Genomic DNA, 23,061 nt, shown 5'->3' on the forward strand with positions numbered 1-23,061 from the left:
GGCCTTGCAACTTCGCGCCGAAGCGCCGGATCTGTCGATCAGAAGCTGTGGCGAATGCCCACGTCGGCGCCACGCGAGGTGCCGCCGGCATTGACTGCATTGCCGCCCGCGACCACGAACTTGGCCAAGCCTTCGTTCTTGATCTGCGACAAGGTTGCGTAAATGGTCGTGCGCTTCGACAGGATGTGGTTGTAGCCCAGCGCGAACAGCTTGGCATCGCCAGCCGTCTTGACCTCTGCGGCAGCATTGGCGTTCGCGTCTGCGTACGAGAGCAGCACTTCGCCCGAGCCCACAGGAACCACGGCACCGACCTGCCACCAACCTTGCTTCAGGGCGTCGAACTTGTTCTGGCCCATCATCAGCGAGGCCTTGGCCACACCGAAGTCGTAGGAACCGGCGATCACGCTGAACTTGTACTTGTTGTTGCTCACGCCGCCAACACTGAAAGCACCAGCCACATGCAAGGGGCCGGCCTTGTAGCCCAGGCGAGCGGACATCGACTTGTTGCCGTCAGTGGCAGCACCCTCACCGGCGGCAACGTCAGCACCGCCATACACGCCACCCAGATCGCCAGGCAGCACATAGCCGACCTGGTTATCCACGCGTTGCGGGAAGCCAGCCTTGGAACCCAGACCCGAGAAGATCGCGTTCACGGCACCGGTGCCGGTGGTCGAATAGGGGTCGAAGTCATCAACCGTCAGGCGCGCTGCCACCTTGTGGCGACCCAGGCGCACTTCACCAAAGGCGCCCGACAGGCTGACTGTCGCACGACGATTCCAGAAACGGGTGGCATCCGAGGTGCCGGTGTCGGCGCTCAGCGGTGCTTCAATCCAGAAGCTGGCTTTCAGGCCGCCGCCCAGGTCTTCCACGCCACGCACACCCAGACGGCTGCTGGAACGGCCATCCGACGACAGCGTGTTGACGGTGCCGGCTGCGCCCTTGACTTGGCGCACGCCAACGTCAACCAGGCCGAACAGGGTCACCGACGATTGCGCCGAGGCGACACCGGCCAGCGAGCCCAGCACAGCCAGGGCGATCAGGGACTTACTCTTCATTGGAATCTCCAAAAATAAACTGAATCAAGAGGTCTCGGCCTGCAAAGCCAACCTTCTGGCCGACCGAGCCAACCTCCGCAGCGGAAGTTGCGCCTATTGCACCATTGCCCGGCGGCCCTGGCGACAACAGGCATGCAAATTGGGGCCTTCCGTTGCCGGCGGGCAACGTCTTGCAAGCATAAAAAACCTGTCACAAAACTCAGGCAAATCCCGCAAAGGAAAACCCTCAAAAGGGATAGCGCGGACTGCCTGGCTCGTACACTGCCAGCCATGAGTCCATGCTCGACACCATGCCCCACCTCAGCATGAACCCCTCTGCCCGCCTCAATTTCGCTGACCGCCTGATCTCCTCGGCCGACCACGCCTTGCGCACCATGACCGGGGCGCATGCCGGCCGACGGCCCTCGCCTGCCGCGGGGCTTGAGGCCGAACTGTCAGACGAAGATGGTCGACTGGCGGGCGCATTGATGCGCGTCAACCATGTCGGCGAGGTCTGTGCGCAGGCGCTCTACCGTTCACAAGCGCTCGTAACAAGCGATGAGGCCCTACGCCAGCACTTCGAGCGCGCGGCCGAGGAAGAAGTAGACCATCTGGTGTGGACACGTCAGCGCCTGGTCGAACTGAACAGTCATAGCAGCTACCTGACTCCGCTCTGGTATGCCGGCGCCTTCGGTATCGGCGTGGCGGCCGGAATGCTGGGCGACCGGCTTAGCCTGGGCTTTGTGGTTGAGACGGAACGACAGGTAGAGGCCCACCTTGCCAGCCATCTGGATCGCTTGCCTGCCGCTGACCAGCCCTCCCGGGCGATTGTGGCCACGATGCAGCAGGAAGAAGCCGCCCATGCAGAGCAGGCCATACAGGCTGGCGCGCGCGAATTGCCGGCATCGCTGCGCGGCCTGATGCGTCTGGCGGCACGCGTCATGACGCGCACCGCACACCATATCTAGACCTCGACGAGTTCCACCGAGGTCGTCATCTCGGCCGTCTTGCCCAGCATGATGCTGGCCGAGCAGTATTTCTCGTGCGACAACGCCACGGCGCGCTCCACCACCGCCTGATTGAGGCCGCGGCCCTGCACCACGAAATGCATATGTATCTTGGTGAAGACCTTGGGCTCGATGGCCGCACGCTCGGCGCTGAGCTTGACCTGGCAGCCGCGCACGTCATGCCGCCCGCGCTTGAGAATCAGCACCACGTCATAGGCGGTGCAGCCGCCGGTGCCGGCCAGCACCGTCTCCATCGGGCGCGGGGCCAGATTGTGTCCGCCGCCGTCGGGCGCGCCGTCCATGGTCAGCAGGTGACCGCTGCCGGTCTCGGCCACGAAGGCCATGCCTTGCTGGCCCATCCAATTGATCGTGCATTCCATCCTGCGCTCCGGTCGTCGGGATCGTCAATCTAGAGAACTTCCTCCAATGCCAGCACGCAAATTTATTGCGATGCAACATGGCCTGGTCGTAGAATTCTAAGCACGCCAGCCGACACATGCGCAAACGTATGCGGCCCTGTGTTGACCGGCACCCTTTGTCTCCTCCACCGCCTCCATGGTGGATTCAGCCCGAGGCCTCACGGCCCCGGGCTTTTTTTCGTCCCGCTGAGGCAGGCATGGCCGGGCCAGCCCCCTGGTTATGATGGTGCGCTGCAACAGCTTCATGCATTGGAGAGCATTCATGCCAGGCCCCGCCAAGTCGCGCACCCCCAAGCAGCCAACCATGCCCGCGCTGACTCCGGCGGACAACAGCTATCTGCAGCGCATTCTGAATGCCAAGGTGTACGACGTCGCGATCGAGAGCTCACTGGATCCGGCCAAGAACCTCTCCAAGCGCCTGGGCAACAAGGTGCTGCTGAAGCGCGAGGACCAGCAGCCCGTGTTCTCCTTCAAGCTGCGCGGCGCTTACAACAAGATGGCGCACCTGAGCCGTGAGCAGCTCGACAAGGGCGTGATCTGCGCCTCCGCGGGCAACCACGCCCAAGGCGTGGCGCTGTCGGCCAAGAAGCTGGGGTGCCGCGCCGTCATCGTGATGCCGGTGACCACGCCCAAGGTCAAGATCGACGCGGTGCAAAGCCATGGTGGCGAGGCGGTGCTGTTTGGCGATTCCTATAGCGACGCCTACGGCCACGCGCTTGAGCTCGAAAAGGCCCAGGGCCTCACCTTTGTCCACCCCTTTGACGATCCCGATGTGATCGCCGGCCAGGGCACCGTCGCCATGGAGCTGCTGCGCCAGCACCAGGGGCCGATCGACGCCATCTTCGTCGCCATCGGCGGCGGCGGCCTGATCTCGGGTGTGGCCGCCTACATCAAGGCGGTGCGGCCTGAGATCAAGGTGATCGGCGTGCAGACCAAGGACTCTGACGCGATGGCACGCTCGGTGAAGGCCGGCAAGCGCGTGCAGCTGGCCGATGTGGGCCTGTTCTCGGATGGCACGGCCGTCAAGCTGGTGGGCGAGGAGACCTTCCGCATCACGCGCGCCCTGGTGGACGACTTTGTGCTCGTCGATACCGATGCGGTGTGCGCCGCCATCAAGGATGTGTTCGAAGACACCCGCAGCATCCTGGAGCCGGCCGGCGCGCTGGGCGTGGCCGCGGTGAAGCAGTATGTGAAGGACAAGGGCTGCAAGGGTCAGACCTTCATCGCCATCACCTGCGGCGCCAATATGAACTTCGACCGCCTGCGCTTCGTGGCCGAGCGCGCCGAGGTGGGTGAGCAGCGCGAGGCGCTGTTCGCTGTCACCATCCCGGAAGAGCGCGGCAGCTTCAAGCGTTTCTGCGAGCTGATCGGGCCGCGCAGCGTGACCGAGTTCAACTACCGCATCTCGGACGCCGAACGTGCCCATGTGTTCGTGGGCCTGGCGGTGCACAAGCGCGACGAGGCCGACAAGCTGGCGCGCTCGCTGGAGAAACAGGGTTTCGCCACCGAAAACCTCACCGACAACGAACTCGCCAAGCTGCACATCCGCCATATGGTGGGCGGCCGCACCGAGCTGGCACGCAACGAGCGCCTGTACCGCTTCATCTTCCCCGAGCGCCCGGGCGCTCTGATGCGCTTCCTTTCCAGCATGCATCCGAACTGGAACATCAGCCTGTTCCACTACCGCAACCAGGGCGCCGACTACGGCCGCATCCTGGTGGGCATCCAGGTACCGCGCGGTGACAACGCGGCGCTGCGCGAATTCCTGGAGACGCTCAACTACCCCTTCGTGGACGAGAGCAACAACCCGGTGTACCGCCTCTTCCTGCGCTGAGGCGCTGCACGAGAAGGGCATTTGCCGATACGTTTGCGTGCGAGATCGCACAGAATAGGCAGCCTGGCGAGCGCCAGCCGCCGCACCGGCCTTCCATGTCCATCCACCAATCGCTGATTTCACCCACCGCCAATCCCGACCTCGAGCGTTCGCTGCGCGAGCGCATCGAGCGCTCGGCCGCGTTGAGCGGCGGGCTGGGCGAGCTGGAGCCCCTGGCCGTGCGCCTGGGTCTGATCCAGAGCACCCTGACGCCGCGCTTCCGCGACCCGACGCTGGCGCTGTTCGCCGCCGACCATGGCCTGGCCGTGGACGGCATCGGCAAGCTGCAGGGCCGCACCACGCGCGAGCAGGCCTTGCTGGCGCTGCAGAACCGCCTGCCCTGCGCGGTGTTCGCGCGCCTGCAGGGCATGCAGCTGAGTGTGGTGGACTGCGGCATTGCCGAATCGCTGCCGCCGCACCCGCGCCTGCTGGCACGCAAGATCGCACATGGCACGCGCAACTCGCGCGTGGGCCAGGCGATGAGCATGGAACAGGCACATGCAGGCGTACGCGTGGGCATGGAGATCTCCGACAACCTCAGCGGCAATGTACTGGCCTGCGCCGCCCTCGGCCAGGGCGCCGACGAGGCCGGCGCCCTGATCCTCTCCCGCCTGGTGGACATGCCGGTGCGTGAGCTGGTGGTGTCCGGGCCCGACATGCGCCAAGACGATCTGGCCCATCTGCTGGTGGTGCTGCACAGCGCCCAGGGCCGGCATCGCGACATCAGCGATCCGATGGAAGTGCTGGCCGCCTTCGGTGGTTTCGAGACCGCCGTGATGGTGGGTGCCATGCTGGTGGGTGCCAGCAAGCGCCATCTGATCCTGGTGGACGGCATCGCCGCCTGTGCCGCGCTCAAGGTCGCGGCCATGATCGCGCCGCCGGTGACGGACTACGCGGTGTTCTGCCGCAGCAAGACGCATCGCGGCCTCGACGAGGCCTTCGCCCTCTTCCACGCCTCGGCCCTGCTGGAGCTGGGCATGGAGGCGGCCGACGGCACCGGCTCGGCGCTGGCCTGGCCGCTGATACGCAGCGCTGCGGCCCTGCTCACTGAGGTGCGGGACTTCGGAGAGGGCCCGCCCACCACCCGCCCCAACCAGCTGGCCGTCGCGTCATCGCGTTTCTAGGCCTTGCTGCATGGGTTGACGCAGCGGCACCGCGTTCGGCTCCGGCACATTCGACGGCGGCATGGACTGCATGGGCGGCAGCGGCATATTGCCCACGACCAAGGGTGGCGTGGCATTGCCACCAGGATTTCCTCCCAGGATCACCGGCGATGGCGTCGCCACCGGCAGCGTGCCCGCGGCCGCTTCGGTGGGCGGTGCAAGCTGCAGCGAGAACGCCGATACGCCGGCGCGGCCCAGGGTCACGCTGCGGGCCTCAACTGCAAGCAGGCTGTACTCGCCGTCCAGCATCGCGCCCACCCGCACCGTGCGCGGCGGGCCGCCGTCCACGGTCAGCAGGGCCACGCCCTCGCCGGCATGCCAGGCGCCCGCGCGCTTGGGCGCCACCACGCCCAGCAGCTTGAAGCGGTTTTCGGCCGCCGGCTGGGCCGGCGTTTCGGCGGGCTCACTGGCGCTGACGCCGAACAAGCGACTCAGGTCGGCTTGCACCACGCCGCGGTCGCCGGCACTGAGTGCGCCGACCGGTGTCGGTATGGCGCTTGGGGCCAGTTTGAGCAGCCAGTAGCCGCCGCTGCAGGCCAGCAGCCCCCACATGAGTAAAGCCATCGTTCGCGCAAGCATGAGCCGATTATGATTCAAGCGACATTCGGTACCGGCCACTGCTCTCATGCCGGACAACACCTGACCCCACCCCAAGGCTTACGGCCTATCACCATGCATAGACCACAACCTCTCGGCCTGCGCCAGCACGGCTTCACCTTGATTGAACTGCTGGTGGTGCTGGTCATCATCGGCGTGCTGGCCGCGCTGATCGTGCCCAATGTGCTGAGCCGCGCTGACGACGCCCGCGTAACAGCCGCACGCACCGACGTCAACAACCTGATGCAGGCGCTCAAGCTCTACAAGCTCGACAACCAGCGCTACCCCAGCGCCGAGCAGGGCCTGGAATCGCTGGTGCGCAAGCCGACCAGCGGGCCCACGCCGCCGAACTGGAAGCCCTATGTGGAAAAGCTCCCCAATGATCCCTGGGGTCGTCCCTACCAGTACGCCAACCCGGGCGTGAAAGGTGACATCGATGTCTACAGCTTCGGCGCTGACGGACGTGCCGGCGGCGAAGGCAACGACGCGGACATTGGCTCCTGGCAATAAGCCCTGGCCAGGCGGCGCGCGCGGCTTCAGCCTGATCGAGTTGCTGGTGGTGGTCGCGTTGATCGCGATCGCCGCCGCCACCGTCACCATGGCCATGCGCGACCCCGCCGAGGCACAGCTGCAGCGCGAGGCCGAGCGCCTCGCCGCTCTGCTCGAGAGCGCGCGTGCCGAGGCGCGCGCGGCCGGCCTGAGCGTGAGCTGGCGGCCGGTGCGCGATGCCTCGGGCGACGACTTCCGCTTCCAGGGCCTGCCGGCCCGCATCGCCTTGCCCAGCCGCTGGCTGGGCGCGCCGGTCGGGGTGGAGGTCCAACGCGCCACCGCGCTGGTGCTGGGCCCCGAGCCGCTGATCGGCGCGCAAAGCGTGCTGCTGCGCCTGGGGCAGGAACGCATCTGGGTGGCCACCGACGGCCTGGGCCCCTTCGAGGCGCGCCATGACGGCGCCGCTGCGCCATGAGCGCGCGCCATGCCGCGTGCGGCTTTACCCTCATCGAGGTACTGGTCTCGCTCACCATCGTGGCCATCACCCTGGGCGCCGGCATCAAGGCGGCGGGCGCCCTGACCGGCAATGCCGAGCGCCTGGCCAAGATCGTCTCGGCCCAGTGGTGTGCCGAGAACCAGCTCACCGAGATGCGCCTGGGCAGGCAGTTCCCCGGCGTGGGCGACAGCGAATTCGCCTGCGAGCAGCTGGGCCAGCAGTATCTCGGCCGCCTCGTCGTGCGGCCCACGCCCAACCCCAGCTTCCGACGTGTCGAGACTGTGATGCGCGACGCCGAGGGTCAGGTCTTGCTGAGCATCTCCACCATCGTGGGGCGCAACTGATGCGGCACACGCGCGGCTTTACCCTCATCGAAGTGCTGGTGGCCCTGCTCATCATGGCCACCATGGCGGTAATGTCCTGGCGCGGCATCGATGCCATCATGCGCACCCGCGAGCTCAGCCAGGCCAGCCTGGAGCGCAGCGCGCGCCTGCAGACCGTGCTGGCGCAATGGGAGCAGGACCTGCATGCGGTGCAGGACAGCGGCGGCGTCCCGCCCCTGGCTTTCGACGGCTCGACGCTGCGCGTCACCCGCACCCATGCCCAAGGTCTGCAGGTGGTGGCCTGGAGCCTGCGTAACGGCCAGCTCTACCGCTGGGCCGGCACACCCGCCACCACGCTGTCGGGGCTCAACGAGAGCTACCAGCGCAGCCTGCAGGCCTGGGCCCAGGACACGGGCCAGTTGCGCGCGCTGGAGGGCTTGAGCGGCTGGCAGCTCTACTACTACCGCGTCAATGCCTGGAGCAATGCGCAATCCAGCGGCGATGTGCAGGCGCCCGGCCCGGCTGCCTCAGGCGCCGGCGGCAGCCAGCCCCTGCCCAGCGGCGTACGCGTGCTGCTGCAATTCGCGCCCGGCAGCGGCTTTGGCGGACCGTTGACGCGCCAGGTGCTGCTGGAGCCCGGCACATGAGGCCCTTGCACCGAATGCGCCGGATGCACCGGCAAGGCGGGGCGGCCCTGCTCACCGCGATGCTGATCGTGGCGATGGTGAGCAGCCTGGCGGCCGGCATGGTGTGGCGCCAGTACCGTGCGGTGCAGATCGAGGCGGCCGAGCGTGCGCGTGCCCAGGCCAGCTGGATGCTGCGCGGCGCGCTCGACTGGGCGCGCCTGATCCTCGCCGAGGATGCACGCCCCAGCGGCAGCGAGCCCCCGACGGACCATCTTGGCGAGCCCTGGGCCGTGCCCCTGGCAGAGGCCCGCCTGAGCACCTTTCTGGCGGCCGACAAGGGCAATACCGACGACGGCCCGGAGGCATTTCTGTCCGGCAGCATCCAAGACGCCCAGGCCCAGTACAACCTGCGCAACCTGGCCGTCAGCGAGCCAAACTCGCCCGCGGCGACCCAGGAACTGGCCACCCTGGTGCGGCTGTGCGAGAGCGCCGGCCTCAGCAGCGACGTGGCCACGCAGCTGGCGCAGAAGCTGCGGCTGGCCTTTGCCAAGAACGAGGACAAGCGCGACGGCTTGCTGCAACCCAAGAGCCTTGCCCAGCTGAGCTGGCTGGGCCTGCAGCCCGAGAGCATCCAACGCCTGCGCCCCTGGGTCACCCTGCTGCCCACCGCCACCCCGGTGAACCTGAACACGGCGCCGCGTGAGGTGATCGCGGCGCTATTCAACACCAATCTGGCAATCGCCGAAAAGATCGTGCAGGCGCGCCAGGCCGCGCCCTTGCGCAGCCCCGACGAGTTGCGCGTGTTCCTGCCGCCTGATGTGCAGTTGGGCAACGAGCGCGCCGCGGTACGGACCGAATACTTCATCGTGATGGGCCGCCTGCGCCTGGACGAGCGTGTGCTGGAAGAGCGCTCGCTGGTACGGCGCGTCGGCCGCGAGATCCAGGTCGTGAACCGCGAACGTGTCAATCTGGTGCTGGAGACCTCGCCATGAGCCCACCGATAGCCTCCTAGAATGCCGCACCGAGACCATCGTCCATGAGCACCCTCCTCATCTATTTGCCCACGCGCAGCCGCCTGCGCACACAGGCGCGTCCGCCGAGCCCGGGCGAGGGGCAGCCGCGTGGCGAGCAGGGCCCGGAATACGACTACCTCTACAGCGACGACGGCCTTAGTCCGGCCGTAACAGGCCGATGTGCCGCCGGCCAACTACCCAAGGCCGACAACGTGGTGGCCCTGGTCGGCGACGCCGAGCTCAGCTGGCATCAACTGCAACTGCCCAAAGCCAAGGGCAAGCGCCTGCGCGCCGCCCTGGCCGGGCAGATGGAGGACCTGCTGCTGGACGACCCCGAGGGCCTGCATTTCGCCATCGAACCCGAAACCATGGGCGGCGACCATGCCTGGGTGGCGGTGCTGGCGCGCGCCTGGTTGAGCGAGCACCTGGCCGCGCTGGACCAGGCGCATGTCGCGGTGGAACGCGTGCTGCCTCTGTCCTGGCCCAATGCCAGCGCACAGGGCCATTTCTTTAGCGTCGCCGAAGCACCCGACGGCGACGCACTCGCGCTACGCTGGAGCGCCGCCGACGGCGTCAGCACGCTGCGGCTGGAAGGCAGTTTTGCCCGCAAGCTGTTTGCGCCCGGCGTGGTGCAGACGGCGCGCTGGAGCGCCGAACCCGAGTTGGCCGCCGCCGCCGAACGCTGGCTGGGCAGCACCGTGAGCCCGCTGACCGCGGCCCAGCGAGCGCTGGCCGCCCTGCAAGGCCCGTGGAATCTGCGCCAGTTCGAGCTGGCGCCGCGCACGCGCGGTCTGCGCGCGCTACGCCAACTGGTGCGCACCTTTTTGCATCGCCAGTGGCGCCCGGTACGCTGGGCCCTGGCGGGACTGCTGCTGGTGCATTTGCTGGGCCTGAACCTGTGGGCCTGGCAGCAGCGCGGCCTGCTGGAGGCGCGGCGTGCCGAACTCAGCCACATCCTCACGCGCAGCCACCCGCAGGTGCGCGCGGTGCTGGACGCGCCGATCCAGATGCAGCGCGAGACCGATCTGCTGCGCGCCAGCGCCGGTCGCCCCGGCGACCAGGATCTGGAAACCCTGCTGGCCGCCGCCGCCACCGCCTGGCCGGGCGACCGCGGGCCGCTGGAAGCACTCTCCTTCGAAACCGGTCGGTTGATGATTCCGGCCAATGGCTGGAGCGAGGCGCAGATCCAGACCTTCAAGAAGCAACTGCAGAGCGAGGGCTGGCAGCTCGAGCTCAACGACGGCCGCATGAGCCTGAGTCGCGCCAGTCAGGGAGGCCGCCCGTCATGACACCAGGTTTGCAACGCAGCCGTTCCAGCGACGGGCCGCTGGCCCCATTGCGCGCCAATTTGCGCCAACAGCTGGCGCCGCTGGTCAGCGCCTGGCAGGGGCTCGGGCCGCGCGGGCGCCTGGGCGCCCAAGCCGCCGGGCTGACGCTGGCGCTGCTGCTGTTCTGGCTCATCGCGGTGGCACCCGCGCTGCGTACCCTGCGCAGCGCACCGGCCCAGCTCGATGCGGTGGAGGCCCAGTTGCAGGACATGCAACGCCTGGCGCAAGAGACCCGCGAACTGCGCGCGCTGCCGGCCGTGCCGCTGAGCCAGGCCACCGAGGCGCTCAAGGCCGCGAGCGACTATCTGGGCGCGGCCGCTTCGCTGAACATCACCGCAGACCGGGCCGTGCTGACGCTCAAGGGCGTCAGCAGCGAGGCCCTGCAGGCCTGGCTTACCGAGGTGCGCAGCGCCGCGCGCGCCCGCCCGGTGGAGGCGCAGCTGCAGCGCGGCCCGGCCGGCTTCAGCGGCAACATCGTGCTGAGCCTGGGAGCTCCGGCATGATGGCGCTCAGTCAGCCTGCCGAGCCGGGCACGCGTGCACGCCACGGCAGCGTCCTGCGCTGGCCGCTGATAGGCGCCCTCCTCGGCACGCTGGTGGCGCTGATCGCCTTCGCCCCCGCCAGCTGGTTGGCGCATGGGCTGGCCAGCGCCACGCAGCAGCAGTTGCTGCTGACCGACACGCGCGGCACCGTCTGGCGGGGCAGCGGTGTGCTGGTGCTATCGGGCGGCGCGGGCAGCCGCGACTTCAGCGCCCTGCCCGGACGACTCGACTGGTCGGTGGGCTTGCAGCAGCTGGGCCTGCTCCTGAAGCTGCGCCAGACCTGCTGCATCAATGGCGAAATGCAGCTACTGCTGCAGCCTGGCTTCGGGCGCCTGGCCATCAGCGTGCCGGCGCAGGGCGACTGGCAGGCGCGCTGGCCGGCCGCCTGGCTGAGCGGACTGGGCACGCCCTGGAACACCCTGCAGCTGAGCGGCTCGGTGCGCCTCACCACGCGGGAGCTGCGCCTGGATTGGGTGCAGGGACGCTGGCGCCAGAGTGGTGCTATCGAGCTCGACTTCATCAACCTCGCCTCGCGCGTCGCCACGCTCGCGCCGCTGGGCAGCTACCGCCTCAACATCAGCGGCGACCCCACCAGTGGCGCGTCCCAGCTGCAGCTCAGCACCATGGAGGGCGCACTGCTGCTGAACGGCTCGGGCACGCTGGGCGGTACCGCCAAGGCGCGCTTTCTCGGCGAGGCCAGTGCCGCGCCAGGACGCGAGGCGGCACTCAACAACCTACTGAACATCATCGGGCGGCGCAACGGTGCGCGCTCGGTCATCTCGATCGGATGAGCATGAACAAGCAGCATGAGCGCAAACGCACGCACGCAAGACCCATGGCGCTGACGCTGGCCATCGCCGTGCTGCTGGGCACGCCGTCCCTCGGCCTGCATGCCCAGGCCCGCCCGCAAAGCCCGGCGCTCAAGGCCAGCACGCCGGTGACGCTGAACTTCGTCAACGCCGACATCGAGGCGGTGACGCGCGCCATCGCGGTGATGCTGGACAAGCAAATCATCGTCGACCCGCGCGTCAAGGGCACGATCACGCTCTACAGCGAGCAGGCCCTGTCGGTGCACGAGGCCTATCTGAACTACCTGGCCGCGCTGCGCGGCCTGGGCTTCACGGTGGTGGAGAACACCGGCCTGCTGAAGGTGGTGCCCGAGGCCGACGCCAAGCTGCAGACCGGCACCGTCACGGTGGGAGAAGGCAAGCAGCGCGGCGACCAGATCATCACGCAAATTTTCATGCTCCAGCATGAGAACGCCAACAACCTGGTGGCGGTGCTGCGGCCGCTGATCAGCCCCAACAACACGATCAATGCCAATCCGGGCAACAACAGCCTGGTGATCACCGACTACGCGGAAAATCTGCAGCGCCTGGGCAAGATCATCGGCGCCATGGATACCTCGGCCAGCACCGATATCGAGATCGTCACGCTCAAGCATGCGGTGGCCTCGGACATCGCCGCGCTGGTGCAAAAACTCGCCGACGGCGGCGGCGGTGGTGCGGTCGTGGTGCCCGGCCAGGGCGCGGGCGGGCTGACGGTACTGGCCGATCCGCGCAGCAATGCGCTGATCCTGCGCGCGCCCAACCCGGCACGACTGGCCGGCATGCGCGCCATCATCGACAAGCTGGACCAGCCCAGCGCGGCCGGCAACGCGGCGGGCAATATCCGCGTGGTCTATCTGAAGAACGCCGACGCGGCGAAGCTCGCCACCGTGCTGCGCGCCGCCTTCAGCAGTGGTGCCGGCGGCGCCAGCGGCGGTAGCAGCAGCACCCCGGGGCTAGGCAGCAGCCCGCTCAGCGGCACGCAACAGCAGAGCAATACCGCCAGCAACACCGCTGCTGGCACCAACATCGGTGCCAGCACCGCGGCCACCACCCCGGTGGGCGCCTCGCCCGCGCCCTCCACCGGCGGTTTCATCCAGGCCGACCCCTCAACCAACTCGCTCATCATCACAGCGGCCGAGCCGCTGTACCGCCAGATCCGCGCCGTCATCGACCAGCTCGACGGGCGCCGCGCCCAGGTCTATGTGGAATCGATGATCGTCAAGGTCGACGCCAGCAAGGTGGCCGACTTCGGCGTGCAGTGGCAGAACCTGTTCGGCAACAAGGGCGACAGCACGATCTCCGGTCTGGGCACCAATTTTGGCAGCGGCAATTCCAATATCCTGAATCTCAGTGCCGCCACCGCGGGTGGCCACACCAGCGCCGGCACTGCACTCGCCGCTGGCGGCGTGCCCAGCGGCTTGAACGTCGGCGTGTTGAAGAAGATCGGCAGCTTCTATACCCTCGGCGCGATCGCCAACTTCCTGGAACAGCAGACCGGCGCCAACATCCTCTCGACACCGAATCTGGTGGCGCTGGACAACGAGGAAGCCAAGATCGTGATCGGCCAGAACGTACCCTTTGTGACCGGCTCCTTCACCAACACCGGCGCCGGCACCGGCGGCACGGTCAACCCCTTTCAGACCATAGACCGCAAGGACGTCGGCCTGACGCTGCGCATACGCAGCCAGATCGGCGAGGGCGGCGCGGTGCGCATGACGGTCTACCAGGAAAATTCCTCGGTGGTGCCCAGCTCCACCACCTCCTCCGGCCCCACCACCGACAAGAGCTCGATCGAGACCACCGTGGTGGTGGATGACGGCGCCATCATGGTGCTGGGCGGCCTCTTGAAGGACGAGTACACCGACGGCGAGGACAAGGTGCCGGGCCTGGGCAGCATCCCCATCATCGGCAATCTGTTCAAGAGCGAGAACCGCAAACGCGTGAAGACCAACCTGATGGTGTTCCTGCGGCCCATCGTGATGCGCTCGCAGGATGCGGCCGACCGGCTCACGCTGGACCGCTACGAGGCCATACGCGCCAGCCAGCAGCAGGCCCAGCCCAAGGAGAGCATGCTGCTGCCAAACACCGGCGCGCCGGTGCTGCCCGAGTCGCCCAAGACCAGCGTGATCACCACGCCGGTGCGTCGCGGCGCACCCGAACAACCCTGAGTGCGGCCGAGAACCAGCATGGCCAGCCGCCACCCCCTGCCCTACGCCTATGCCAAGGCCGCCAACGTGCTGCTGGAGGACGACGGCAACCAACTCGTGCTGTGGGCCGCGCCCGAGGTGAGCCTGGCCACGCTCTCCGAGGTGCAGCGCGTCTACGCGGTGGACCGCTTCGAAGGCATGGCCGCCGCGGCGCTCACCGAACGCATCAACGCCGCCTATGCCGGCAGCGAGTCCAGCGCCGCCATGGTGGTGGGCGAGGTGGAGAGCGCGGTGGACCTCTCGCGCATGATGCAGGACCTGCCCGCGGTGGAAGACCTGCTGGAGGCCGCCAACGACGCACCCATCATCCGCATGCTCAACGCGCTGCTGACGCAGGCCGCCAAGGATGGTGCGAGCGACATCCACATCGAACCCTACGAGCGCGCCAGCTCGGTGCGCTTTCGCGTCGACGGCACGCTGCGCGAGGTGGTGCAGCCCAATCGCGGCCTGCATGCCGCGCTGATCTCGCGCCTGAAGATCATGGCCGAGCTGGACATCGCCGAGAAGCGCCTGCCGCAGGACGGCCGCATCTCGCTGCGCATCGGCGGCCGCGCCATCGACGTACGCGTCTCCACCCTGCCCTCGGCGCATGGCGAGCGCGCGGTGCTGCGCCTGCTGGACAAAAGCGAATCCAAGTTCACGCTGGAAGGCCTGGGCATGGACGGCGATGTGCTCGCCGCCTTCAAGCGCCAGGTGCAGCAGCCGCATGGCATCGTGCTGGTGACCGGCCCCACGGGATCGGGCAAGACCACCACGCTGTACGCGTCGCTGCAGACCGTCGACACCAGCACCACCAATGTGCTGACGGTGGAAGACCCGATCGAGTACGAGCTGCCCGGCATCGGCCAGACCCAGGTCAACGCCAAGATCGACCTCACTTTTGCCAAGGCCCTGCGCGCCATCCTGCGCCAGGACCCGGACGTCATCATGATCGGTGAGATCCGCGATTTCGAGACCGCGCAGATCGCCATCCAGGCCTCGCTGACCGGCCACCTGGTGCTGGCCACCTTGCACACCAATGACGCGCCCAGCGCCGTCACGCGTCTGATCGACATGGGCGTGGAGCCCTTCCTGCTCAGCTCCAGCCTCTTGGGCGTGCTGGCCCAGCGCCTGGTGCGCAAGCTGTGCCCCGTGTGCAAGCGCCGCGACGACGCCGGGCGCTACCATCCCGTTGGCTGCGAGGTCTGCAGCCACAGCGGCTACAAGGGCCGCACCGGCGTCTACGAGCTGATGGTGGCCAATGACGAGATACGGCATCTGGTGCACAGCCGCGCCGAGGAACGCGAGCTGTTCAAGGCGGCGCAGGCCGCCGGCTTGCGCTCGATGCGTGAGGACGGCGAGCGCCTGGTGGCCGCCGGCATCACCTCGGCCGAAGAAGTACTGCGCGTGACGCGCGAATAGGCCCGGCGCGATGGCAGCCTATAAATACGAGGCCCTGAACGCCGCCGGGCGCAGCACCCAGGGCATCATCGAGGCCGACAGCCCGCGCAGCGCGCGCGCGCAGCTGCGCGGCATGTCGCTCACACCCATGAGCGTGCAGCAGGTGCAGCAGCATGGCGCCGAGGGCGGCAGCCATCGCTTCAGCAGCCGCGTCTTCGGTGCCACCGCGCTGGCGGTCTGGACGCGCCAGCTGGCCGGCCTTGTGGCCGCCGGCCTGCCGCTGGAACGCGCACTCACGGCGCTAGCCGATGAAAGCGAAGACCAGCGCCAACGCGAGTTGCTGGCGCAGCTGAAGTCCGAGGTGAATGCTGGTTCGCCGTTCGCGCGCGCGCTCGCCAGCGCACCGCGCGAGTTCGACGATGTCTACCGAGCCGTGGTCGCGGCGGGCGAGCAGAGCGGCGCCCTGGGTCCGGTGCTGGAGCGGCTGGCCGACGATCTGGAGGAGCGCCAGGCCCTGCGCGGCGAGCTCATCGGCGCGATGGCCTACCCGGCCATCGTCTCGCTGGTGGCCGTCATCATCGTGATCTTCCTGGTCACCTATGTGGTGCCGCAGGTGGCCAGCGTATTCACCAGTTCCAAGCGCAGCCTGCCCTTTCTGACGGTGGCGATGCTGGCGATCTCCGAGTTCGTGCGCAGCTGGGGCTGGGCCATGCTGGCCGGGCTGGTCGGTGCCGGCGTGGCGCTCAAGCTGGCGCTGCGGCGCGAGGCCTTCCGCGAGCGTTTCGACGCCGCCACGCTGGGCCTGCCGGTGATCGGGCGGCTGGCGCGCGGCTACAACGCGGCGCGCTTTGCCGGCACGCTGGCGATGCTGGCGGGCGCCGGCGTGCCCATCCTGAAGGCCTTGCAGGCGGCGGCCGAGACGCTCTCCAACCGCGCCATGCGCGCGGATGCGCTGGACGCGCTGGTGCAGGTGCGCGAGGGTGCGCCGCTGGGTGCGGCGCTGGCGGGCAAGAAGCGCTTTCCCGGCATCCTCGCGATGTTTGCGCGCCTGGGCGAACAGACCGGCCAGTTGCCGGCGATGCTGGATCGCGCCGCCCGCCAGCTGGGCACCGAGGTGAAGCGCCGCGCCATGGCCGCCGCCTCGCTGCTGGAACCCCTCCTGATCGTGGCCATGGGCGGGGTGGTGATGACCATCGTGCTAGCGGTGCTGCAGCCCATCATCCAGCTCAACACCTGGGTGAAATAAGCGTAACTATTCGGCATTTGCGCCCCTGTTCCGCAGGCAGGGTGGCAGCGGGTTTGCTTGAATGGAAGTGGGCACATGCATGCCGCGCTTCAGGAGTTGGGTCATGAGCACAAACGCCATCGCTTGTCTGGGTCCGCGCATCCCGATCGCGCAGATGCGCAGCGTCTACAGCGTGCAGGAGGTCGAGAAGAAGCTCGGCAAGCTCCCCAAGCAGGAGCACGAGCCCTTGCGCTCCACCTACCAGCGCATGCTGGACAAGGGCCCGCAGCGCTTCCAGGTCAAGCCCTCCGGCCTGCCGGCGATGCAGCACCTCTACGAGGAACTGCCCAACTTTCAGAGCGTGCTGGACGATGTGCGGCGCCAGATCGCGCTGTGCGAGGACAGCGGTGACCCGCTGGAGATCACCCCACTGCTGCTGCTGGGCCCACCCGGCATCGGCAAGACCCATTTCGCGCGCCAGCTCGCAGCATTGCTGGGCACCGGCATGGGTTTCATCTCGATGAGTTCGCTGACCGCCGGCTGGGTGCTCTCGGGCGCCTCCAGCCAATGGAAGGGCGCGCGCCCCGGCAAGGTCTTCGAGGCCCTGGTGGACGGCGACTACGCCAACCCGGTGATGGTGGTGGACGAGATCGACAAGGCCGGCGGCGAGGCCGCCTACGATCCGCTGGGTTCGCTCTACAGCCTCTTGGAGCACGACACCGCGGGCAGCTTCATGGACGAATTCGCCGAGGTGGCGGTGGACGCCAGCCAGGTGATCTGGGTGGCCACCGCCAACGATGCGCGCGGCATTCCCGAGCCCATCCTGAACCGCGTCAACATCTACGAGGTGGAGGCACCCGACTTCGAGGCCGCCCGCCATATCGCGCTGACCCTCTACCAAGCCATCCGCCAGCAGCATGACTGGGGCAAGCGCTTTGACGAGCAGCCCGCCGACGCGGTGTTGGACCGCATGGCCGAGCTGGCGCCGCGCGAGATGCGGCGCGCCTGGATGACGGCCTTCGGCAACGCCAAGCTTGCCGCACGCGGCACCCTGCTGTGCGAGGACCTGCCCGACCCGGGCAAGAAGCGCGGCACGATCGGCTTCATGCAATAGCGCCCGCCGGCGCGGCGGCCGCCCCCCTATGATCCCGGCATGCCTAAGAGCCTTGCCGGACAACTCGTCGTCGCCATCTCCTCGCGCGCCCTGTTCGACTTCGAAGAAGAGAACCAGCTCTTCGAGGACGGCGACGACCGCGCCTATATGGCCTTGCAGCAACTGCGCCTGGATCTGCCCGCCAAGCCCGGCGTGGCCTTTTCACTGGTGCACAAGCTGATGGCCTTCAATGAAGGCGAGGCCACACCGCGCGTGGAGGTGGTGGTGCTCTCGCGCAATGACCCGATCTCCGGCATGCGCGTGTTCCGCTCGGCCAAGGCCCATGGCCTGGACATCCAGCGCGGCGTGTTCACGCGCGGGCAGAGCCCCTGGCGCTATCTGCGGCCGCTGAATGCGCAGCTCTTCCTCTCGGCCAACGAAGACGATGTGCGTTCGGCCCTGGCGGCGGGCGTGGCGGCGGCGCGCGTGGTGCCCTATGCGGCCCATGCCTCGGAGGCCCACCCCAAGGAGCTGCGCATCGCCTTCGACGGCGATGCGGTGCTGTTCTCCGACGAGGCCGAGCTGGTGTTCCAGCGCGAGGGGCTGGACGCCTTCCAGCAGCATGAACGCGAGCATGTGCTGCGCCCGCTGCCGGCCGGCCCCTTCAAGCCGGTGCTGGAGGCCCTGCATGGGCTGCAGCGCGATCCCCGCGGCGGCATGAAGGTGCGCACCGCCCTGGTGACGGCGCGCAGCGCACCGGCGCATGAGCGCGCCATCCGCACCCTGATGGACTGGCAGATCGAGGTCGACGAGGCGATGTTCCTGGGCGGTCTGGACAAGGGTGAATTCCTGCGCGAGTTCGAGCCCGACTTCTTCTTCGACGACCAGGCCGGCCACATCCGCAGCGCCAGCGCCCATGTGCCGTCAGGGCACGTGGCCGGTGGGGTGAAAAACCAGCCTAGCTGAGCGTCACGCGCGCAAACTTGCGCTTGCCCACCTGCACCACCACCGTACCGGCCTCAAGCTTCAGCCCCTTGTCGCTGATCACCGTGCCGTCCACGCGCACGCCGCCCTGCTCCACCATGCGCGCGGCCTCGCTGCCCGAGGCCACCAGGCCCGCGGCCTTGAGCACCGCGGCAATGCCCAGCGGCGCGCCGGCCAGCGCCAGCTCGGGGATGTCGTCGGGGATGCCGCCCTTGGCGCGGTTGTTGAAGTCCTGCTCGGCGGCATCGGCCGCCGCGGCGCTGTGGAAGCGCGCAGTGATCTCCTTGGCCAGCAGCACCTTGGCATCCTTGGGGTTGCGCCCCGCCAGCACCTCGGCCTTCAGCGCGGAGATCTCCTCGATCGAGCGGAAGGACAGCAGATCGAACCACTTCCACATCTGCACATCGCTGATCGAGAGCACCTTGGCAAACATGCTGTTGGCCGGCTCGGTGATGCCGATGTAGTTGTTCTTGGACTTGGACATCTTCTCGATGCCGTCCAGGCCCTCCAGCAGCGGCATGGTCAGAATGCACTGCGGCTCCTGGCCGTACTCCTGCTGCAGATGGCGGCCCATCAGCAGGTTGAACTTCTGGTCGGTGCCGCCCAACTCCAGATCGCTCTGCAGCGCCACCGAGTCATAGCCCTGCATCAGCGGGTAGAGGAACTCGTGCACCGAAATCGGGGTCTGGCTGGCGAAGCGCTTGGCGAAGTCATCGCGCTCCATCATGCGCGCCACCGTGTACTTGGCGGCCAGCTGGATCATGCCGCTGGCGCCCAGCGGCTCGCTCCATTCGCTGTTGTAGCGGATCTCGGTGCGGGCCGGGTCCAGCACCAACTTGGCCTGGGCGTAATAGGTCTCGGCATTCGCCTTGATCTGCTCCTTGGTGAGCGGCGGGCGCGTGCTGTTGCGGCCCGAGGGGTCGCCGATCATGGAGGTGAAGTCGCCGATCAGGAAGATCACCTGATGCCCCAGGTCCTGCAGCTGGCGCATCTTGTTGAGCACCACCGTGTGGCCGATATGGATGTCGGGCGCGGTCGGGTCCAGGCCCAGCTTGATACGCAACGGCTGGCCGGTGGCTTCCGAGCGGGCCAGCTTCTGCAGCCAGTCCGCCTGGGGCAGCAACTCCTCGCAACCACGCAGGGAGATGCGCAAGGCCTCCTCGACCTTGTCCGTCACCGGGTAGCGCGGCGCGGCCTTGGCCTCATGGGCGGTGGCGGCGGGGACGGCGGTCGGGGTAGTTCGGGATGCGGACATAGGGCATGCTCTGGCCCCCTCTTGGCAGAGGTAAAGCCTTGATTTGTCGGGTTTTCTAGGCGTTGACGCCGCGATCGCCTGGGTATACTCGCGGCTCCATTTGTAGGCGGACGGACCGGTGAGGGGCGCCGCAGCAGCGATGCGATTCTAGTGGACGCCCCGCGGCGTCCGATCTGCAGGGCCGGTTTGTAGGGGCCCGTACAACAACAAGACCTTGGGTTCTTTGAGCGTGACCGACTGGATATTCGAGATCAAAAAGGCTCTGGCGCGAGCCGAAGCCTTTGCCGCTCGGCATCCGCGCGCGCTCACCGGCACGGTGGTGACGCTGCTGAGCGGCTTTGCCGTCACCGCCTTCGGTATTGCACCGCTGGCGCCCGATGCGCAAGACCTGCCCCAGCGCCAGATCAGCCAGGCCGTGCAGGTGCCGGACCTGGAGGAGCAGCTGACCGCCTTGGCCAGCCACCAGATCGGCCTGACCCGCAACGAATTCACCCGCGCCAGCGACACCGCCGACAGCCTGCTCAAGCGCCTGGGCGCCTACGACCCGGCCTTTGCGCAGTTCCTGCGCAGCGACCCCACCGCCAAGCGCCTGCTGCAGGGCCGCGCCGGCAAGATGGTGCAGCTGACCGCCAACGCCGCTGGTGTGGTCGAAAGCCTGGTGGCGCGCTTCCCGGCCGAGAAGGCCGAGCAGCAATCCACCCATTTCAGCCGCCTGAGCATCGGCCGCGTGGCCGCTGGCGGCTTTGCCGCCAAGCTGGAGAGCGCGGCGCTGGAAACCCAAATCCGGCTGGGCAGCGGCACCATCCGCAGCTCGCTGTTCGCCGCCACCGACGAGGCCAACATCCCCGATGGCGTGGCGTCGCAGATGGCCGACATGTTCTCGGGCGACATCGATTTCCATCGCGAACTGCGCAAGGGCGATCGTTTCTCCATCGTCTACGAGACCCTCACCGCAGATGGCGAGCCGATCAACTGGGACAGCGCGGCCGGACGCGTAGTGGCAGGCGAATTCGTCAACAACGGCAAGACCTACTCGGCCCTGTGGTTCAAGGACCCGGCCAGCGGCAAGGGCAGCTATTACGCCTTCGACGGCCAGAGCAAGCGCCGCGCCTTCCTGGCCAGCCCGATGGAGTTTTCGCGCGTGACCTCCGGGTTTGCGATGCGCTTCCACCCGATTCTGCAGACCTGGCGCCAGCATCTGGGCACCGATTACGGCGCCCCCAGCGGCACCGCGGTGCGCAGCGTCGGCGACGGCACGGTGGACTTCGCCGGCTGGCAGAACGGCTTCGGCAACGTCATCCATCTGCGCCATAGCGGCGACCGCACCACCGTCTACGCACACCTGAGCCGCATCGACGTAAAGAAGGGCCAGCGCGTCGAGCAGGGCCAGAAGATCGGTGCCGTGGGCGCCACCGGCTGGGCCACCGGCCCGCATCTGCATTTCGAGTTCCGTGTGCGTGGCCAGCACCAGGACCCGCGCGCGATTGCGCGCGCCTCCGAGGCCATCACCCTGCCGGCCACCGCACGTGCCAATTTCATGCAGACCGTGGCGGGGGCGAGGACGCAGCTGGCAGTGGCCGAATCCATCGGCGAAGGCGTCAGCGGCGCCGACTGAGCAAGACGAACCGCCGAGGCGCGCCGTGCTCTATATCGGACTGATGTCCGGCACCTCGCTGGACGGGGTGGACGCGGCGCTCGGACGCTTCGGCGCCGATGGAAGCATGCAGGTGCTGGCGCATCGCCACCAGCCCTTTCCCGACACCTTGCGCAGCGAACTGCTGGCGCTCAACAGCCCTGGCAGCAATGAGCTGCATCGTGCCGCGCTGGCGGCCAACGGCGTGGCGCGCAGCTACGCTTCCCTGGTTGGCGAACTGCTGAGCCAGAGTGGCCACCATGCTGCCGACATCAGCGCGCTGGGCGCCCATGGGCAGACGGTGCGCCACCGGCCCGGCGAATTCGATGGCTGCGGCTATACCAGCCAATTGCTCAACGGCGCCCTGCTGGCCGAGCTGAGCGGCATAGCCGTGGTGTGCGATTTCCGCAGCCGCGACCTGGCCGCCGGTGGGCAAGGCGCCCCCTTGGTCCCCGCCTTCCACCAGGCCTTGTTTGGCCGCAGCGATGCCGACGTGGCGGTACTGAACATCGGCGGCATCAGCAATCTCAGCCTCTTGCATGGCGATGGTCGCATCGGCGGCTTCGATTGCGGGCCGGGCAACTGCCTGATGGATTTATGGATCGCGCGCCACCAGGGCCTGGCCTATGACGCCGCGGGCGCCTGGGCCGCCCAGGGCCAGGTCTTGCCTGCGCTGCTGGCCGCGATGCTGGCCGAACCCTATTTTCGCCAGGCGCCTCCGCGTAGCACCGGACGCGATCTGTTCAACGAGCGCTGGCTGGACGCGCTGCTGGCGCAGCATGCGTCCGATGCCGCCGCCGTCGACGTGCAAGCCACCCTGCTGCAACTGAGCGCGCAATGCTGTGCCAGCAGCCTGCTGCAATACGGCGGCGCTGCGGCGGCGGAGTTGTTGGTCTGTGGCGGTGGTGCGCTCAACACGCGCCTGATGGCCGCCCTGCAGGCCCTGCTGCCCGGCCGGGCAGTGCTGGCCACCGATGCGCGCGGCCTGCCGGCGATGCAGGTGGAGGCCGCCGCCTTCGCCTGGCTGGCGCATCGCTTCATGCAGCATCAGCCGGGCAATCTCGCCAGCGTCACCGGCGCGCGCGGCGCGCGCGTGCTGGGTGCGCTCTACCCGGCCTAGAAACGCAAGAGCCGCCCGCAGGCGGCTTGCTGACGCAGGGCCGAGCCTCAGGCCGAGAAACTCGAACCGCAGCCACAGGTGGTGGTCGCGTTCGGATTCTTGATCACGAACTGCGCACCCTGCAGGTCTTCCTTGTAGTCGATCTCGGCACCCATCAGGTACTGCAGGCTCATCGCGTCGATCAAGAGCGTCACGCCGTTCTTGTTCATCGCGGTGTCGTCCTCGTTGACGGCCTCGTCGAAGGTGAAGCCGTACTGGAAGCCCGAACATCCGCCACCCTGCACGAACACGCGCAGCTTCAGCTCCGGATTGCCTTCCTCGGCCACCAGATCGCGCACCTTCTCGGCCGCGCTGTCGGTGAAGATCAGCGGCGCCGGGATATCGCTGGGGCCGGCCATCGTGGATTCGAGAACTGCGCTCATGC

At 67.9% G+C, this 23,061-nt stretch carries 23 protein-coding genes; 18 read left to right on the forward strand and 5 right to left on the reverse strand.

All coding sequences use genetic code 11. From position 1 onward, the window contains the following. Window positions 1–38: 38 nt before the first annotated feature. A complete protein-coding gene (locus tag WG898_RS00945) occupies window positions 39–1,025 on the reverse strand; it encodes a porin (protein WP_339600905.1) in 987 nt (328 codons plus the stop codon). A 308-nt stretch (window positions 1,026–1,333) separates the two neighbouring features. On the opposite strand from WG898_RS00945, the gene coq7 reads away from it, so the two are divergent. Next, window positions 1,334–2,002 carry a 2-polyprenyl-3-methyl-6-methoxy-1,4-benzoquinone monooxygenase gene (coq7, locus tag WG898_RS00950; protein WP_339600906.1) on the forward strand — a complete coding sequence of 223 codons (669 nt, stop codon included), beginning with the start codon at window positions 1,334–1,336 and terminating at the stop codon, window positions 2,000–2,002. Here coq7 and WG898_RS00955 read toward each other — a convergent pair. Next, complete coding sequence (locus WG898_RS00955; protein WP_339600907.1) at window positions 1,999–2,421, reverse strand: OsmC family protein; 423 nt, start codon at window positions 2,419–2,421, stop codon at window positions 1,999–2,001. The two genes, coq7 and WG898_RS00955, sit on opposite strands and share 4 nt — an antisense overlap. A 343-nt stretch (window positions 2,422–2,764) precedes the next feature. Here WG898_RS00955 and ilvA point away from each other — a divergent pair, with 343 nt between their 5' ends. Both ilvA and WG898_RS00965 read left to right on the forward strand, forming a co-directional pair. Next, on the forward strand, window positions 2,765–4,294 hold the full coding sequence (ilvA, locus tag WG898_RS00960; protein WP_339600908.1) for a threonine ammonia-lyase, biosynthetic: 1,530 nt from the start codon (window positions 2,765–2,767) through the stop codon (window positions 4,292–4,294). A gap of 95 nt (window positions 4,295–4,389) precedes the next feature. Beyond that, window positions 4,390–5,457 (forward strand): nicotinate-nucleotide--dimethylbenzimidazole phosphoribosyltransferase, encoded by a 1,068-nt coding sequence (locus WG898_RS00965; protein WP_339600909.1) that lies wholly within the window; start codon window positions 4,390–4,392, stop codon window positions 5,455–5,457. Here WG898_RS00965 and WG898_RS00970 read toward each other — a convergent pair. After that, the gene (locus WG898_RS00970) at window positions 5,443–6,075 is read right to left on the reverse strand and encodes a type II secretion system protein N (RefSeq protein WP_339600910.1); all 633 of its coding nucleotides are present in this window, start codon (window positions 6,073–6,075) and stop codon (window positions 5,443–5,445) included. The genes WG898_RS00965 and WG898_RS00970 overlap by 15 nt on opposite strands. A gap of 93 nt (window positions 6,076–6,168) precedes the next feature. On the opposite strand from WG898_RS00970, the gene gspG reads away from it, so the two are divergent. The 13 genes from gspG to WG898_RS01035 all read left to right on the forward strand — a co-directional run bounded on the left by gspG (window position 6,169) and on the right by WG898_RS01035 (window position 18,611). Further along, a complete protein-coding gene (gspG, locus tag WG898_RS00975; protein WP_339600911.1) occupies window positions 6,169–6,603 on the forward strand; it encodes a type II secretion system major pseudopilin GspG in 435 nt (144 codons plus the stop codon). After that, entirely contained in the window at window positions 6,530–7,057 is a 528-nt protein-coding gene (locus WG898_RS00980; protein ID WP_339600912.1) for a prepilin-type N-terminal cleavage/methylation domain-containing protein, read from the forward strand. Before gspG ends, WG898_RS00980 begins: the two co-directional genes overlap by 74 nt. Further along, a complete protein-coding gene (gene gspI, locus WG898_RS00985; protein WP_339600913.1) occupies window positions 7,054–7,422 on the forward strand; it encodes a type II secretion system minor pseudopilin GspI in 369 nt (122 codons plus the stop codon). Before WG898_RS00980 ends, gspI begins: the two co-directional genes overlap by 4 nt. Beyond that, window positions 7,422–8,048 carry a PulJ/GspJ family protein gene (locus WG898_RS00990; RefSeq protein WP_339600914.1) on the forward strand — a complete coding sequence of 209 codons (627 nt, stop codon included), beginning with the start codon at window positions 7,422–7,424 and terminating at the stop codon, window positions 8,046–8,048. Before gspI ends, WG898_RS00990 begins: the two co-directional genes overlap by 1 nt. A gap of 23 nt (window positions 8,049–8,071) precedes the next feature. Next, complete coding sequence (gspK, locus tag WG898_RS00995) at window positions 8,072–9,019, forward strand: type II secretion system minor pseudopilin GspK (protein WP_339600915.1); 948 nt, start codon at window positions 8,072–8,074, stop codon at window positions 9,017–9,019. Window positions 9,020–9,063: 44 nt separating this feature from the next. Beyond that, on the forward strand, window positions 9,064–10,329 hold the full coding sequence (gene gspL, locus WG898_RS01000) for a type II secretion system protein GspL (RefSeq protein ID WP_339600916.1): 1,266 nt from the start codon (window positions 9,064–9,066) through the stop codon (window positions 10,327–10,329). Continuing rightward, the gene (locus WG898_RS01005) at window positions 10,326–10,871 is read left to right on the forward strand and encodes a type II secretion system protein M (protein ID WP_339600917.1); all 546 of its coding nucleotides are present in this window, start codon (window positions 10,326–10,328) and stop codon (window positions 10,869–10,871) included. Before gspL ends, WG898_RS01005 begins: the two co-directional genes overlap by 4 nt. After that, window positions 10,868–11,701 carry a type II secretion system protein N gene (gspN, locus tag WG898_RS01010; RefSeq protein ID WP_339600918.1) on the forward strand — a complete coding sequence of 278 codons (834 nt, stop codon included), beginning with the start codon at window positions 10,868–10,870 and terminating at the stop codon, window positions 11,699–11,701. The genes WG898_RS01005 and gspN overlap by 4 nt, the downstream gene beginning before the upstream one ends. Window positions 11,702–11,703: 2 nt before the next feature. Further along, entirely contained in the window at window positions 11,704–13,908 is a 2,205-nt protein-coding gene (gene gspD / locus WG898_RS01015) for a type II secretion system secretin GspD (protein WP_339600919.1), read from the forward strand. An 18-nt stretch (window positions 13,909–13,926) separates the two neighbouring features. Beyond that, the gene (gene gspE / locus WG898_RS01020) at window positions 13,927–15,348 is read left to right on the forward strand and encodes a type II secretion system ATPase GspE (RefSeq protein WP_339600920.1); all 1,422 of its coding nucleotides are present in this window, start codon (window positions 13,927–13,929) and stop codon (window positions 15,346–15,348) included. Between the two features lie 10 nt (window positions 15,349–15,358). Next, entirely contained in the window at window positions 15,359–16,573 is a 1,215-nt protein-coding gene (gene gspF / locus WG898_RS01025) for a type II secretion system inner membrane protein GspF (RefSeq protein ID WP_339600921.1), read from the forward strand. 103 nt (window positions 16,574–16,676) lie between these two features. Next, window positions 16,677–17,666: an AAA family ATPase gene (locus tag WG898_RS01030; protein WP_339600922.1), complete on the forward strand. Its 990-nt coding sequence runs from the start codon at window positions 16,677–16,679 to the stop codon at window positions 17,664–17,666. Window positions 17,667–17,705: 39 nt separating this feature from the next. Continuing rightward, complete coding sequence (locus WG898_RS01035) at window positions 17,706–18,611, forward strand: 5'-nucleotidase (protein ID WP_339600923.1); 906 nt, start codon at window positions 17,706–17,708, stop codon at window positions 18,609–18,611. Here WG898_RS01035 and tyrS read toward each other — a convergent pair. Continuing rightward, complete coding sequence (gene tyrS / locus WG898_RS01040) at window positions 18,604–19,884, reverse strand: tyrosine--tRNA ligase (protein WP_339600924.1); 1,281 nt, start codon at window positions 19,882–19,884, stop codon at window positions 18,604–18,606. The genes WG898_RS01035 and tyrS overlap by 8 nt on opposite strands. A gap of 229 nt (window positions 19,885–20,113) precedes the next feature. On the opposite strand from tyrS, the gene WG898_RS01045 reads away from it, so the two are divergent. Further along, window positions 20,114–21,499: a peptidoglycan DD-metalloendopeptidase family protein gene (locus WG898_RS01045; protein WP_339600925.1), complete on the forward strand. Its 1,386-nt coding sequence runs from the start codon at window positions 20,114–20,116 to the stop codon at window positions 21,497–21,499. 25 nt (window positions 21,500–21,524) lie between these two features. Continuing rightward, a complete protein-coding gene (locus WG898_RS01050) occupies window positions 21,525–22,637 on the forward strand; it encodes an anhydro-N-acetylmuramic acid kinase (RefSeq protein ID WP_339600926.1) in 1,113 nt (370 codons plus the stop codon). Window positions 22,638–22,684: 47 nt separating this feature from the next. Here WG898_RS01050 and erpA read toward each other — a convergent pair whose 3' ends face one another. After that, window positions 22,685–23,059, reverse strand: a complete 375-nt coding sequence (erpA, locus tag WG898_RS01055) for an iron-sulfur cluster insertion protein ErpA (protein WP_339600927.1) — start codon at window positions 23,057–23,059, stop codon at window positions 22,685–22,687. Window positions 23,060–23,061 lie beyond the last annotated feature (2 nt).

It is taken from the genome of Paucibacter soli (genome assembly GCF_037482845.1).
Lineage (GTDB): Bacteria > Pseudomonadota > Gammaproteobacteria > Burkholderiales > Burkholderiaceae_C > Paucibacter_B > Paucibacter_B soli.